Origin of the sequence: Streptomyces tyrfis, assembly GCF_037034285.1 — a bacterium.
GTDB lineage: Bacteria > Actinomycetota > Actinomycetes > Streptomycetales > Streptomycetaceae > Streptomyces.
The window spans coordinates 286,458-300,406 of the sequence record NZ_JBAGJZ010000001.1 but is presented as its reverse complement, the minus strand read 5'-3'; the positions used below and the strand labels follow the sequence as shown (position 1 = coordinate 300,406).

The 13,949-nt window shown below is 73.6% G+C and carries 9 protein-coding genes and 1 pseudogene; 7 read left to right on the top strand and 3 right to left on the bottom strand.

Going from position 1 to position 13,949, the window contains the following annotated elements; translation table 11 throughout:
- Window positions 1–96: 96 nt before the first annotated feature.
- The 3 genes from WA762_RS01300 to WA762_RS01290 all read left to right on the top strand — a co-directional run bounded on the left by WA762_RS01300 (window position 97) and on the right by WA762_RS01290 (window position 5,263).
- Window positions 97–2,283, top strand: a complete 2,187-nt coding sequence (locus WA762_RS01300; RefSeq protein WP_335932023.1) for an acyl-CoA dehydrogenase — start codon at window positions 97–99, stop codon at window positions 2,281–2,283.
- A 38-nt stretch (window positions 2,284–2,321) separates the two neighbouring features.
- Window positions 2,322–3,617, top strand: a complete 1,296-nt coding sequence (locus WA762_RS01295) for a lipid-transfer protein (protein ID WP_335932020.1) — start codon at window positions 2,322–2,324, stop codon at window positions 3,615–3,617.
- 215 nt (window positions 3,618–3,832) lie between these two features.
- On the top strand, window positions 3,833–5,263 hold the full coding sequence (locus tag WA762_RS01290) for an MFS transporter (RefSeq protein ID WP_335932018.1): 1,431 nt from the start codon (window positions 3,833–3,835) through the stop codon (window positions 5,261–5,263).
- Window positions 5,264–5,434: 171 nt separating this feature from the next.
- Here the strand turns inward: WA762_RS01290 and WA762_RS01285 are convergent, their stop codons facing one another.
- Window positions 5,435–6,073, bottom strand: coding sequence for a response regulator transcription factor (locus WA762_RS01285; protein WP_335932016.1), 639 nt, complete (start codon window positions 6,071–6,073; stop codon window positions 5,435–5,437).
- Between the two features lie 69 nt (window positions 6,074–6,142).
- Window positions 6,143–6,705: pseudogene (locus WA762_RS01280) on the bottom strand (sensor histidine kinase); the annotation flags it as partial.
- A gap of 230 nt (window positions 6,706–6,935) precedes the next feature.
- Here WA762_RS01280 and WA762_RS01275 point away from each other — a divergent pair.
- The 4 genes from WA762_RS01275 to WA762_RS01260 all read left to right on the top strand — a co-directional run bounded on the left by WA762_RS01275 (window position 6,936) and on the right by WA762_RS01260 (window position 12,270).
- Window positions 6,936–7,802: a MaoC/PaaZ C-terminal domain-containing protein gene (locus WA762_RS01275; protein WP_335932014.1), complete on the top strand. Its 867-nt coding sequence runs from the start codon at window positions 6,936–6,938 to the stop codon at window positions 7,800–7,802.
- A 151-nt stretch (window positions 7,803–7,953) separates the two neighbouring features.
- Window positions 7,954–9,030 carry a Zn-dependent alcohol dehydrogenase gene (locus WA762_RS01270; RefSeq protein WP_335932012.1) on the top strand — a complete coding sequence of 359 codons (1,077 nt, stop codon included), beginning with the start codon at window positions 7,954–7,956 and terminating at the stop codon, window positions 9,028–9,030.
- Between the two features lie 158 nt (window positions 9,031–9,188).
- Window positions 9,189–10,142, top strand: a complete 954-nt coding sequence (locus WA762_RS01265; RefSeq protein ID WP_335932010.1) for a 3-oxoacyl-ACP reductase — start codon at window positions 9,189–9,191, stop codon at window positions 10,140–10,142.
- 223 nt (window positions 10,143–10,365) lie between these two features.
- On the top strand, window positions 10,366–12,270 hold the full coding sequence (locus WA762_RS01260; protein WP_335932008.1) for an eCIS core domain-containing protein: 1,905 nt from the start codon (window positions 10,366–10,368) through the stop codon (window positions 12,268–12,270).
- 408 nt (window positions 12,271–12,678) lie between these two features.
- Here the strand turns inward: WA762_RS01260 and WA762_RS01255 are convergent, their stop codons facing one another.
- The gene (locus WA762_RS01255) at window positions 12,679–13,890 is read right to left on the bottom strand and encodes a hypothetical protein (RefSeq protein WP_335932006.1); all 1,212 of its coding nucleotides are present in this window, start codon (window positions 13,888–13,890) and stop codon (window positions 12,679–12,681) included.
- Window positions 13,891–13,949 lie beyond the last annotated feature (59 nt).

Here is a 13,949-nt window from a genome sequence, read left to right as displayed (position 1 = left end):
GCCCGCCCATCCGCAAGGGCATCTGACCTTCCGTCAGAATGGAACGTGTTCTACTCTGGCCGCCCGTTCCAGTGGCTGCGACCGGCGAGGATCCGCATGGGCATCGGAATCACCGAAGAACACAGGGAGTTGGCGGCGGCCGTACGGGGGTGGCTGGCGCGCGCCGTGCCGCCGGAGGAGGTGCGCGCCTTCCTCGACGCGGACGCCCCCGGCGCCCCCGGGAAGCGCCCCGCGCACTGGGACGGGCTGGTGGAACAGGGCCTGCTCTCCGTCCATCTGCCCGAGAGGCGCGGCGGCGGGGGCGGCGGGCTCCTCGATCTGGCCGTGGTCCTGGAGGAGGCGGGCCGGGGCGTGCTCCCCGGGCCGCATCTGGCGACCGCCCTCGCCGCCGCCGTGCTGCACGCGTCGGACGCCGGGGAGCCGGTGCTGCGCGACCTCGCGTCCGGCCGTCGCGTCGGCGCCGTCGCGCTCGGGCCCGGCACCCTCACCGCAGTGGAGCACGGGGACGGTCATCTGCTCGACGGCGCGGCCCCGCCGGTGCTGTCCGGCGCCGACGCCGACCTCCTCCTGCTCCCCGCCGAATCGGCCGCCGGCACCCTCTGGTTCGCCGTCGACGCCTCCGACGAGGGGCTGACCGTCCGCGCGCACCGGGGCGTCGACCCGACCCGGCCCACGGCCGAGGTCCGCGCCGACGGCGTACTCGTCCCGGCGGAGCGCGTGCTGCGGGCCGACCTCGCGCACGTCCGCGACCTCGCCGCCGTGCTCCTGAGCGCCGAAGCCTGCGGGATCGCGTCCCGGGCGCTCGACACCGCCGCCGAACACGCCAAGGTCCGCGAGCAGTTCGGCCGGCCCATCGGGCGGTTCCAGGCCGTCAAGCACCTCTGCGCCGACATGCTCGTCCGGGTCGAGCGCGCCCGCGCCCTGGTGTGGGACGCGGCCCGCGCCTTCGACGAGCCGGGCACGGCCCCGGACGCACGCTCCCTGGCCGCCGCCCTCGCCGCCTCGGAGGCCCTCGACGCCGCCCACGGCTGCGCCAAGGACTGCGTCCAGATCCTCGGCGGCATCGGCTTCACCTGGGAGCACGACGCCCATCTGTATCTGCGCCGGGCCGTGGCCGCCCGCCAGCTGCTGGGCTCCGGGGACGCCCACCGGCTGCGGGCCCTGCGGCTGGCCGAGGGCGGGGCCCGCCGCGAACTCGTCCTCGAACTCCCCGCCGGGGCCGCCGCCCACCGCGCCGAGGCCCGCGAGGCCGTCGCCGCCGCCCGCGGCCTCGACCCGAAGGCCGCCCGCCGCGCCCTCGCCCCCACCGGCTACGCCGCCCCACACCTTCCCGCCCCGTACGGGCTGGGCGCCGGCCCCGTGCAACAACTCGTCGTGCAGCAGGAGTTGAGGGAGCAGGGCGTGCGGCTCAGCGACCTGGGCATCGCCACCTGGGTCATTCCCTCGCTCCTGGCCCATGGCACGCCCGAGCAGCAGGAGCGCTATCTGCCGCCCACCCTGCGCGGCGAACTCCAGTGGTGCCAGCTGTTCTCCGAGCCCGGCGCGGGCTCCGACCTCGCCTCCCTCCGCACGAAGGCGGAACGGACCGACGAGGGCTGGCGGATCAACGGCCAGAAGGTGTGGACGAGCGGCGCCCGCTCGGCCGACCACGGGATCCTGCTGGCGCGGACCGACCCGGACGCCCCCAAGCACCGGGGGATCGGCTACTTCCTCGTCGACATGAAGCACACCGAGGGCATCGACGTCCGCCCGCTGAAGGAGATCACCGGCGACTCCCTCTTCAACGAGGTGTACTTCGACGACGTCCTGCTGCCCGCCGACGCCGTCGTCGGTGCGCCGGACGACGGCTGGCGGGTCGCCCGCAACACCCTCGGCAACGAACGCGTCCACATGGCCGACCAGCTGACCTTCGACACCGGGCTGGAGGCGCTGATCGCCCGCTCCGGCGAACTCGACGGCACCTACCGCGCCCGGATCGGCGCCCTCGCCGCCGAGGCCCACGCGCTCGCCTGCGTCTCCCTGCGGACCACCCTGCGGCAGGTGTCCGGACTGGAACCCGGCGCGGGCGCCTCCGTACGCAAACTCGTCCAGACCACCCACCAGCAGAAGGTCGCCGAACTGGCCCTCGAACTCCTCGGCCCGGCCGGGGCGACCGCCGAGGGCGCGGCCGAACGGGCCGTGCACGGCTTCCTGATGTCCCGCTGCCTGACCATCGCGGGCGGCACCACCCAGGTCCAGCTCAATGTCGTCGCGGAACGCATCCTCGGCCTCCCGCGCGACTGAAGGAACGGAAGGGGTTCGTCGATGGAAGGGGTTCGTCCATGAAGGCGCAGGAAACACGCGAGGCGTCCCGGGCTTCCCGGGCGTCCGAGGACTCCACGGCGGCCGAGGCGGCCGAAGCTGCCGAGGCGGCCAAGGTCTCCAAGGCGTACATCGTCGGTGTCGGGATGACCAGGTTCGAGAAGCCCGAGACCCGGGACTGGCAGTACTGGGACATGGCGAGGGAGGCCGGGACGGCGGCGCTCGCGGACGCCGGCATCGACTACACGCGGGTGCGGCAGGCGGTCGTGGGCTACTGCTTCCAGCCGTCCACCGCCGGGCAGCGGGCCGTGTACGAGCTGGGCCTGACCGGGGTCCCCGTCTACAACGTCAACAACAACTGCGCCACCGGCGCCACCGCGCTCATGATGGCCCGGCAGTTCGTCGAGGGCGGCGGCAGCGACTGCGTCCTCGCGCTCGGCTTCGAGAAGATGTCCCGGGGCGCGCTCGGCGGGGGCGGGGCGGACGGCGGCGCCGCGGACTTCAGGACCTCGCCGGTCGCCCGGCACTACGGAGTGATGGCCGCCGCCCACGGCTTCGAGATGAGCCCGCCCACCGCCCAGATCTTCGGCAACGCGGCCCGCGAGCACATGGCCCGGTACGGGACGACCGAGGCGCAGCTGGCCGCGGTCGGCGCCAAGAACCACCGGCACTCGGTGAACAACCCGTACGCCCAGTTCCGGGACCCGTGCACGGTCGAGGAGATCCTCGCCGCGAAGACCATCCACCGCCCGCTCACCAAGCTCCAGTGCTCACCGACCTCGGACGGGTCGGCCGCCGCCGTCGTCGTCTCGGAGCGTTTCGTCGAGAGCCACGGCCTGGGGGACCGGGCGGTCGAGATCGTCGCCCAGGCCATGACCACCGACACCGAGGAGTCCTTCTCCTCCGGCACCTGCGTCGACGCCGTGGGACAGCCGATGTCCCGGGCCGCCGCGCGGCAGGTGTACGAGGCGTCGGGGCTCTCCGCCGCCGACCTCGACGTGATCGAGCTGCACGACTGCTTCTCCATCAACGAACTCCTCACCTACGAGGCGCTCGGGCTGTGCGGCGAGGGCGAGTCCGGGAAGCTCGTCGAGTCCGGGGCCACCACCTACGGCGGCCGGTGGGTGGTCAACCCGTCCGGCGGGCTGATCTCCAAGGGGCACCCGCTCGGCGCCACCGGCCTCGCCCAGGCCGCCGAACTCACCTGGCAGCTCCGAGGGGAGGCGGGGGCGCGCCAGGTGGCGGGCGCCCGGACCGGCCTCGCCCACAACATCGGGCTCGGCGGGGCGGCCGTGGTGACGCTGCTGCGGCGGTAGGCGGTAGGCGGTAGGCGGTAGGCGGTAGGCGGTAGGGCGGTAGGGCGGTAGGGCGGTAGGGCGGTAGGGCGGCGGGGCGCGCGGGCGGCGGCCGGCGGGGGTCCGCGGGCGGGGCGACGGCGCGTTCCGCCGTCCGGACGCGCGTCCGGCGCGCGCCCCGTCCGCCCCCGGACCTCCCCGTATACCGATGTACGGGGTGCTCGGCGGCTGCGAGGATGACGGGCATGGTTGACGTCACGACACCCACGCCCCCTCGAATACGGTCCGACGCACGCACCTGGGCGGCGGTGCTCGCCGCCTGCGTCGGCCAGTTCCTCGTCGTGCTGGACGTGTCCGTCGTCAACGTCGCCCTGCCGTCCATGCGCACCGACCTCGGCATGAGCGCCGCCGGACTGCAGTGGGTGCTCAACGCCTACTCCATCGCGTTCGCCGGATTCATGCTGCTCGGCGGGCGCGCCGCCGACATATACGGCCGCAAGCGGATGTTCCTCGTCGGCCTGGGCCTGTTCACCGCCGCCTCCCTGGCGGGCGGACTGGCCCAGGAGGGCTGGCAGCTGCTGGCCGCCCGCGCCGCGCAGGGGCTCGGCGCCGCGGTGCTGGCCCCGGCCACCCTCACCCTGCTCACCACCGCGTTCCCGGAGGGCCCGGCCAGGACGAAGGCGATCGGCACCTGGATGGCCGTCGGCGCGGGCGGCGGCGCGGCCGGGGGACTGGTCGGCGGAGTGCTCACCGATCTGCTCTCCTGGCGGTGGGTCCTGCTGATCAACGTGCCGATCGGGGTGCTCGTCCTGACCTGCGCCGCGCTCGCGCTCACCGAGGGGCGCTCGGGCGGACGACGCCGGATCGACCTGCTGGGCGCCGTCCTGGTGACCGCGGGCCTCGCCTCCGTCGCGTACGGCATCGTGCAGACCGAGCAGGCGGGCTGGGCGGCGGCGCGAACCCTGCTGCCGCTGGGCGGCGGGGCGGCCGTGCTCGTCGCCTTCGTCGTGGTCGAGGCCAGGGCGGCGGAACCGCTGATGCCGCTCAGGGTGCTCGGCGGGCGGGCCGTGACGTCCGCGAACGCGGCGATGCTCGTCATCGGCTCCGCCACGTTCTCGATGTGGTACTTCATGACGGTGTACGCACAGACAGTGCTGGGCTACACGCCGATGCAGGCCGGACTCGCCCTGCTGCCGACCTCGTTGGCCGTCGTCCTCGGCTCCAAGTGCGCACCCCGGATCATGGGCCGGACCGGTGCGAAGAACCTGGCCCTGGCCGGTACGGCGCTGGCCGCCGCGGGCTTCTGCTGGCAGTCCACCATGCGGGCCGACGGCGCCTATCTGACCTCGGTCTGCCTGCCCGGCATCCTGATGATGGCGGGCGCGGGCCTGGCGTCCACCCCGCTCGCCTCGCTCGCCGTCGCGGGCGCGGCGCCCGGCGAGGCCGGTCTCGTCTCCGGACTGGTCAACACCTCCCGCACCATGGGCGGTGCGCTCGGCCTCGCCGCGCTCTCCACCGTCGCCGCCGCGCGCACGGCGGGCGGCACCGGGCCCGAGGAGCTGACGGCCGGATACGCGCTGGCGTTCCGCACCGCCGGAACGGTTCTGCTGGGCGGGCTGCTGCTGATGGCCCTGTGGCTGCCGCGCCGCCGGCCCGTCAAACACTGAAGGGGGCGCGGGCCCGGAGGCGGCGCCGGGCAGGCGCGGGTGCGTGCACGGGTACGGGCGTGGGCGTCGTGTCCGGGCCGGGAGGCGCGCCGGGCGCGGGCATGGGCGTCGTGTCCGCCGGGAGGCGCGCCGGGCCGGGTGCGGCCGGCCGCGCGCCCGCCGGGCCCGTCGTCACAGCCAGCCCTGTTGCCGGGCTGCCCGGACCGCCTCCATCCGGTTGCGCGTTCCCGTCTTGCCGATGGCCGACGAGAGAGAGTTCCGCACCGTCGACTCGGACAGACGCAGCGCCTCCGCGATGTCCGCGACCATCGCCCCGTCCACCGAGGCGTTCAGCACGTCCCGCTCCCGGGCGGTCAGCGGACTCGGGCCGGCGCTGAGCGCGGCGGCGGCCAGCGCCGGGTCGATGACCGTCTCCCCGGCCAGCACCCGGCGGATCGCACCGGCCAGCTCCTCGACCGGGCCGTCCTTGACCAGGAACCCGACGGCCCCGGCCTCCATGGCCCGGCGCAGACAGCCGGGCCTGCCGAACGTGGTGAGGATCAGCACCCGGCAGTCCGGCGCCTCCTCCCGCAGATCGGCCGCCGCGTCCAGGCCGCTGCGGCGCGGGAGTTCGATGTCCAGCAGCGCCACGTCGGGACGGGACCGCAGCGCCGCGTCCACGATCTCGTCCCCGGCGGCCACCTGCGCCACCACCTCGATGTCCGGCTCCATCCCCAGCAGCAGGGCGAGCGCGCCGCGCATCATGCCCTGGTCCTCGGCGAGCAGGACTCGTACACACTTCGCGGGCCGTCCACCGGGCAGGTCACTCATACCGACAGCGTCTCAGACCGGGGAACGCGCGGCGGTGAACCCGGGCCCCCGTTCACCGGCCCGGGTGTCCGGCCCGGCGCGCGGCGGGACCGGGCCGGGACCGTCGTCGGTCGCCGTCAGCCGCACCCGTCCGGGCACCCCGTCCAGCACGAACGAGCAGGTGGTGGCGCGCGGTCACGGCCTCGCGTACCACCCGGCTCAGCAGCGCCTCCGCCTGCGGGGCCGACGGCGGTCCGGAGCGGCGGAGCACCGGTTCGATCCCGGCGGTGGTCAACGCCGAACGGGCCCGGTCCAGTTCGATCGCCAGCCCGCCTCGCACAGCCGGTGACGGCCTCCCGGACCTCCGTGAGGGCCTGGCGGCCGACGGACTCGATGTCGGCGATCCGGGCCGGCGACGCCTCGATGTCATGGGGCGCGGGCCGGCGCGCGGCCTCCGACTCGACCACGATCACGGAGAGCGTGTGGCCCAGCGGATCGTGCAGGTCGCGGGAGAACCGCAGCCGCTCCTTCTCCACGGCGGCCCGGGCCGGCCCCTGCCGGGTGGCGCGCAGCTCCCTCACCATCTCCGCGAGGGTGAGGATCGCGGCGGTCACCGCGCCGGAGATGAAGGTTCCGTATCCGATGGCCGTCGCCTCCGGCCGGGGAGCGGCCGGACAGCTGAATCTGACGCAGCGTCAGCAATGAATCTGACGCAGCGTCAGCAATGGTCTTCCCAACGGCTCGGGGGCTGCGTTATACATGGGAGTCATCGGCTGGAACACGTTCTAGAACGGGCGTGGCGGCCGGTCCCGCACGACCTCGGTGCGGTCGACGGTGCGGACGGCCGCGCCGAGGTCTCCCACCATCAAGGAGCAGCTTCCTCATGCCCATTGATGCCGAAAAGGCTGTCGCCGCCGAACCTCGCTCCACCCGGATCAGCTGGGGCCACAAGGACGTCCAGCTCTACCACCTGGGCATCGGCGCGGGCTCCGGTCCCGGCGGGGCCGACGCCGCCGTCGACCCCGGCGAGCTGCGCTACATCCTGGAGTCCCGGCTCCAGGTGCTGCCCTCCTTCGCCACGGTGGCGGGCACGGGCGTCGTCGGCGGCCTCTCCTCGCCCGGCGTCGACATCGACCTCGCCGCCGTGCTGCACGGCGGGCAGAGCGTCCGGGTGCACCGGCCGATCCCTGTGGAGGGGACCGCCGTGCAGACCTCCAGGGTCGCGGCGGTGTACGACAAGGGCAAGGCGGCCGTCCTAGTGCTGCGCACCGAGGCCGAGGACGACGAGGGCCCGCTGTGGACCAACGACGCGCAGATCTTCGTCCGGGGCGAGGGCGGCTTCGGCGGCGAACGCGGCCCGTCCGGGCGGTCGGACCCGACCGCCGGCGAGCCCGACCATGTGGTGGAACGGCCGGTCCGCCCGGACCAGGCGCTGCTGTACCGCCTCTCCGGGGACTGGAACCCCCTCCACGCCGATCCCGAGTTCGCCCGGCGGGCCGGCTTCGACCGGCCGATCCTGCACGGGCTGTGCACCTACGGCATGACGCTCAAGGCCGTCACCGACACGGTGCTCGGCGGCGAGGCGACCCGTGTCCGCTCCTACCGCACCCGATTCGCCGGGATCGTCTTCCCCGGCGAGACCCTCCGCATCCGGATGTGGACCGGCGACGGCCGCGTCCGGGCCGAGGTGAGCGCCGTCGAGCGGGACGACGCGCCGGTGCTCGGCGACACCTTCGTCGAACACTCCTGAACCGATTCCGCGAGGCCCGAGGGCCCCGGGCGGGGCCCGCACGGCACGGGCTCCCCGGCGGGGGCCCACCGGCACCGGCCCCATGACCGGGACCCGCGACACGGGTCGCGGCCCGGGCCCACCGACACCGGCCCATGAGGGGAGCCGCACCATGCGCGCAGCCGTACTGCATGAGATAGGCCAGGACGAACTGGAGGTCCTCGACGACGTCGAGGCGGTGGGCTTCGGCCCCGGAAAGGTCCGGCTCCGCATCCGGGCCACCGGGCTGTGCCACTCCGACATCTCCGCGATGAGCGGGGTGCTGCCCCAGCCCGCCCCCTTCATCCCGGGCCACGAGGGGGCCGGCGAGGTCCTCGACGTGGGCGACGGCGTCACCGGGCTGAAGGCGGGGGACCGGGTGCTGGTCTGCTGGCTGCCCGCGTGCGGGACGTGCCCGTCCTGCAAACGCGGCCAGCCCCAGCTCTGCCTGGCCGGCTTCATGAACGCCGGCACCCCCAACTTCAGGCGCCCCGGCGGCGACGTCTTCGGCTTCGCGGGCACCGGCACCTTCACCGAGGAGGTCGTCGTCGGCGCGAACTGCGCGGTGCCCATCCCCGACGACGTGCCGTACGAGATCGCCGCGCTCATCGGCTGCGGGGTGACCACCGGGCTGGGCGCGGCCATCAACACCGCCCAGGTGGAGACCGGTTCGTCGGTCGCCGTGATCGGCTGCGGCGGCGTCGGCGTCTCGGCCGTCCAGGGCGCCCGGGTGCGGGGCGCCGCCCAGATCGTCGCCGTCGACCCGGTCGCGTCCCGGCGCGAGGCGGCGCTGCGGTTCGGCGCGACCGAGGCCGTGTCCCCCGACGAACTCGGCGACGCCAAGCAGCGGATCACCGCGGGCGAGGGCTTCGACTACGTCTTCGAGGTCGTCGGCAAGTCGGCCACCGCCCGCACGGCGTACGAGAACACCCGGCGCGGCGGCACCCTCTGCGTCGTCGGCGCGGGCGCGATGGACGACCACTTCCAGGTCAACATGTTCGAGCTGTTCTTCGACGAGAAGCGCATCCTGCCCTCCATGTACGGCGGGGGCGACGTGCTGCGCTCCTACGAACGCGCCATCGCGCTCTGGCGGGCCGGCCGCATCGACCTCGAATCGATGATCACTCACCGGGTGCGGCTGGAGGACGTCAACGACGCCCTCCAGCAGATGCGGACCGGCGAGTCGCTGCGCACCTGCGTCGAGCTCTGACCCCCGCGCCGACGGCACACCGGGCGGCCCGGTCCCGCAACCGGGCGGGGCCCGGTCCGGCCCCGGGGCCCGGCCCTCCGCCCCGCCCCGGTCCCGGTCCGGCCCCGGCGCCGCCCCCGACCCCACCCCGCTTCCTCCCGAGAGGCTCCGAGAACGCGATGTCACTTCCCCTGTCACTCCCGCTGGACGGCCTGAGCGCGATCGTCACGGGCGCGGGCCGCGGCCTCGGGCGCGCCGAGGCGCTGGAACTGGCCCGGCTCGGCGCGTCCGTCGTCGTCAACGACTACGGGCAGCCCGGCCGCGACGGCTCCGGCGAGGCGTCCGCGACCCCGGCGCAGCAGGTCGTCGAGGAGATCCGCGCGGCCGGCGGCCGCGCGGTCGCGCACCTCGGCGACGTCTCCGACCACGACCAGGCCCGCGCCCTGGTGGACCTGGCCGTGGACAGCTACGGAAAGCTCGACATCCTGGTCAACAACGCGGGCATCCTGCGCGACCGGATGATCTTTTCGATGACCGAGGACGAATGGGACTCCGTCATCAGGGTCCACCTCAAGGGCCACTTCAACACCACGCACTTCGCGGCGGCGCACTGGCGGGCCCGTTCCAAGAAGTCCGGCGGCCCGGTGTACGGCCGGATCGTCAACACCTCGTCGGAGGCGTTCCTGGCCGGCTCGGCGGGACAGCCGAACTACGCGGCGGCCAAGGGCGGCATCGTCGGCCTCACCACGTCCACCGCCCTCGCCCTGGCCAAGTACGGGGTCACCGCCAACGTCATCTGCCCGCGCGCCCGCACCCGGATGACCGAGGACGTCTTCGCCGGCTTCCAGGAGCCGTCGGACGGCACGCTCGACCCACTCGCCCCGGAACACGTCGCGCCACTGGTCGGCTATCTGGCCTCACCGGCCGCCGCCCGGGTCAACGGGCAGCTGCTCGTCGTGCACGGCGGCATGGTCGCGATCGTCGAACGCCCCAGGGTGGGAGCGAAGTTCGACGCGTCGAAGGAGACGTTCTCCTTCGACGAGCTGGACCGGTCGCTCTCCCCGTACTACGCGGACCGCCCGCGGAACGAGACCTTCGCGGCGGCCGAGGTGCTCGGCCTGAAACGGGGCTGAGACCCGGAAGGGGGCCGGGCCCCGGGGCGCGGGCGGCACGGGGACCGCGGCACTCCGAGCCGGTCGTCCGCCGCGCCGGACCCGGCCCGATGGCCCGGCGAGCCACGACCGCGCGTCACCGCGGCCCGGGCGCGTTGCCTCCGTTCTGCCCTCGTGTACATGGCCCGGCCGCCCGCGCCTCGGGTATGCAGAGGGGAGTCGTCCGCGCCGGGGAAGAGGTCGCATGCACGCCGAAGAACGGGCCAGGTCCGCCGAGACACGGAAGAGCAGGGCGCCCGCCCACCAGCCCCGGGCCGCGAGCCCGGCGCCGCCCGCGGACCTCTCCGCGCTGCAGGGCACCATCGGCAACGCGGCAATGGTCCAGATGCTCCGCCGGACCGGCCATCCCTGGGCCCAGGACCAGGACCAGGATCAGGACCGGCACGGCCCCGGCCACCGGCAGACCGGCCAGGCCGCGCCCGCGGTGCAGCGCTCCGCCGTCCACGACGTCCTCCGTACGTCCGGACGGCCCCTCGACGCCGTCACCCGCACCGACATGGAGGCACGCCTGGGCGCGGACTTCTCCGACGTCCGCATCCACGACGACAGTGCCGCGAGGGCCTCCGCCGCCGAGGTCGGCGCCCGCGCCTACACCAGCGGCCATCACGTCGTCATCGGCGACGGCGGCGCCGACGACCACACCCTCGCCCACGAACTCACCCACGTCATCCAACAACGCTCCGGGCCTGTCGCCGGCGTCGACAACGGCGACGGACTCAAGGTCAGCGACCCCTCCGACCGGTTCGAACGCGAAGCCGAAGCCAACGCGAAACGGGCCCTCAGCACAACGGCGCCCGTGCAACGGGATGTTCCGGACGGCGGCGCACCCGCGCCCGCCGGCCCGGGGCCCGTGAACCGGAGCCCTGCGATCCAGCGGGCGGTGTACCTGGGTGATCTCGCCCGGCGTGTCTACAAGGACGAGTCCGATCCGGTCTCCGAGTACGCCTACTTGTGTCACCAGTCCGTAAGCGGCAGGGAATACCCCCTGTTCGTCCGCTACGGCGTCCTTGCCGGTTTCCAAGCCGCCGTCGACGGCTCCACGAGCAAGAACCCCGTAGAGTTCGTGAACCTGCTGGGCGATGTCTACGCCTACGACTCCTCCCGTGACGGCGGCAGGCTGTTCCCCATCACCGATGCATTGGGGCGCGGGGCGGCGGGCGTCGCCCGCACCGCCTACCGAAACGGCGCGACCACATACAACATGGGCGGTGGGTCCCGTCTGCCGGACCCGAACGGAGTTCTCTTCTCGATGGGGCTGACCCGGGAGAAGTCGTTCGAGGCTCTCGGGATTCCCGAGCAGCAGCGGAGCAAGTACTCGAATATCACGTTCATACAGTTCAGCAACCCGCAAAAATATCAGAAATTCGCAGCGGTGATGGAGAACGAGACTCCGAATCATTACAGGTACGACCTCCCGGAGGGCAGCCTCTTCTACGCTTCGACGGCGCAGCAGGTCCGGGGCTTGGACCATCGGATCCGGATCGCCGGCACCGGCTACTCGGATCAGCAGTTCGACGCGATCGACGACAACTCGTCCGAAGCCGCACGTCTGCTGTCGATATTCAATTCGCTCCCGGCCCCCGTGTGGGACTCCGGGTGGATACCCGGTACGCAGATATCGGCCCGGGATCGCGGAAGCGGTCAGGATTCCGCGATGGGGAACGTCAACGCGATCGGGGCCGCGGCACTGGCCAACCGGATCCACGGCACGAACTTCACGATGGAACAGAGATGGGAGTGGCTTCACATCCGGGGCGCCCAGCTGGGCGGCAGCACGGCGGGCGGCAACCTCGTGGCGGGCATATACGCCACGAATTCCGCGATGATTCCATTTGAGAATCAAGTGCTCGCGCTGGCCCAGGAATCGCCGCAGACCTTCTGGGTCAGATTCACCGCGACACCTTACCCGGGTCTGGAGAACAGGCCGTTCGCACGGCGGATCCATCTGCATGTGAAGGGGGTCGGGCACCCGGTGATCGGCACCTCGGAAGGCGAGCTCGGCTCATTTGACCCACTCACCGGGAACACGGTCGACAAGCTGGCCCAGATGTTCATCAACCGCCAGGTCGACCGAAATGAATTCTACTGACCGGATCCGTTTCGCCGGCCGTCGTCCGCCGGACGCGAACGGGTGGGCCCCGGAAGCCGCTTGGCGTCCGGGGCCCACCCGTCCCTCGTCGATGTCGATGTCCCCAGCGGTCAGGCCGCCCGGCTGTCCCCCTCCGAGGGGCGGCGGTGACGGCCGTGCGGCTGTACAGCCGTGTCGTCCGTCGACACATCCCCTCGGTGCTTTCCGGAGCCGCCGGCTTCGGCCCGCTCCGCGTCCGCTCCCTGCGGGCGCGTCTGGGTCGTGTCGGTTCGGGCTTCAGACATGTGGGAAGTCACCCCGTCGTGATCGCTTGCATGTGAGTGGCACCAGGGCCGATCACGCCACCGCAACACGACACGGCCGCCTCCGGCGACCGTCGATACGGCTGCGTGGCCCAGGCCCGAAATCTTAACCAGGCATCACGCGTCCCACGAGGGGTGCCTGCCCCAGCGGAATCGGCGTGCACACCGGAAGACGCGCGGCGGTCGCGGACGGTTCCGCGCCGCTCCCCGCGCCCGCCTCCGACGACCGTTCCGCGTCGGGGCCGGCGTCCGGCGGGGCCTCCACCAGCGCCACCCCGCACACGACGTCCGCGTCGGCGTACGGCAGCCGGAGCACGCCGTCCCGGGTCCACACCCCGCGGCCGGCCTGCCATCCCCCGGGCGCGGCGAGTTGGAACAGCCGGCGCCCCGACGGACGCCACAGCCCGAGCCAGCTGCCCGCCGCTCCGTCGACCCGCAGCGCCACCGCGCAGTCCTCCGGCGTCAGCGACTGCCCCGGCTGCACGGCGAACGGCGTCATCGTCACCCCCGCCGGCCGCAGACACTCCGGGAAGCGCACCGGCAGGCAACTGCCCAGCACCCCCCAGCCCAGCCGGTCGTGCCCCGGCGCGTCCGAGCGGATCAGCAGCAGCCCGCTGTCCGGATCGGCCAGCAGCAGCCGGTCGTCGCTGTCCCGGGCGATCTGCAGCAGCGGCGTCACCTCGCCGCCCCGCGCCAGATCCACGGCCACCGCCTTCACCGGGCCGCCGCCCGGCAACTCCCGGTCCAGCGCCAGCATGCGCCCCTCGCCGTCCAGCCAGACCCCGCCGGTGCAACGGCCCGGCACTTCCGCCACCCGCTCGGGACCGAGGACGCCGCCCGCCACCAGCCAGACGGCGGTGGACCGCGCGCCCGCCGCCAGGGCGTACGCGCGGGTGCCGTCGGGGCACGGCGGCAGCAGCGTCAGATCCTCGCATCCGATGGCGCCGAGCGGCAGTTCGCCGGTGCCGGGGCCGGTCGGGTAGAGCAGCGAGAACGCGTGCCGGTCCGCCACCCGGCGCCGGACCAGCACCCGCCCGTCGGCCAACGGCATTACGTCCGAGTCCGGTTCCTCCGGCTGGTCGAGCGGGAGCGGCACCGCGTACGGCTCGTGCCCGTCGAGCGTCCAGCGCTCCACGAACCACGCCCGCCCGGCGCCGGGCACCTCGCGCGGGGCGAGCCGGGCCGCGTACGAGCCGCCCGCCGCGATCGTGAACGCGGGCCGCGCCGCCTGCGGGTGCGGCTCACCGCCCCCCGGTCCCGCGTCCCGGAAACCCCTGGCCAGCCCCGCGACTCCGCTCTCGACGGCACAGACAGTCATCGAGTGATCACCTCCGGTGAGCGACGCTAGTTTTCGCACTTCCTGCCGAACAACGCGAG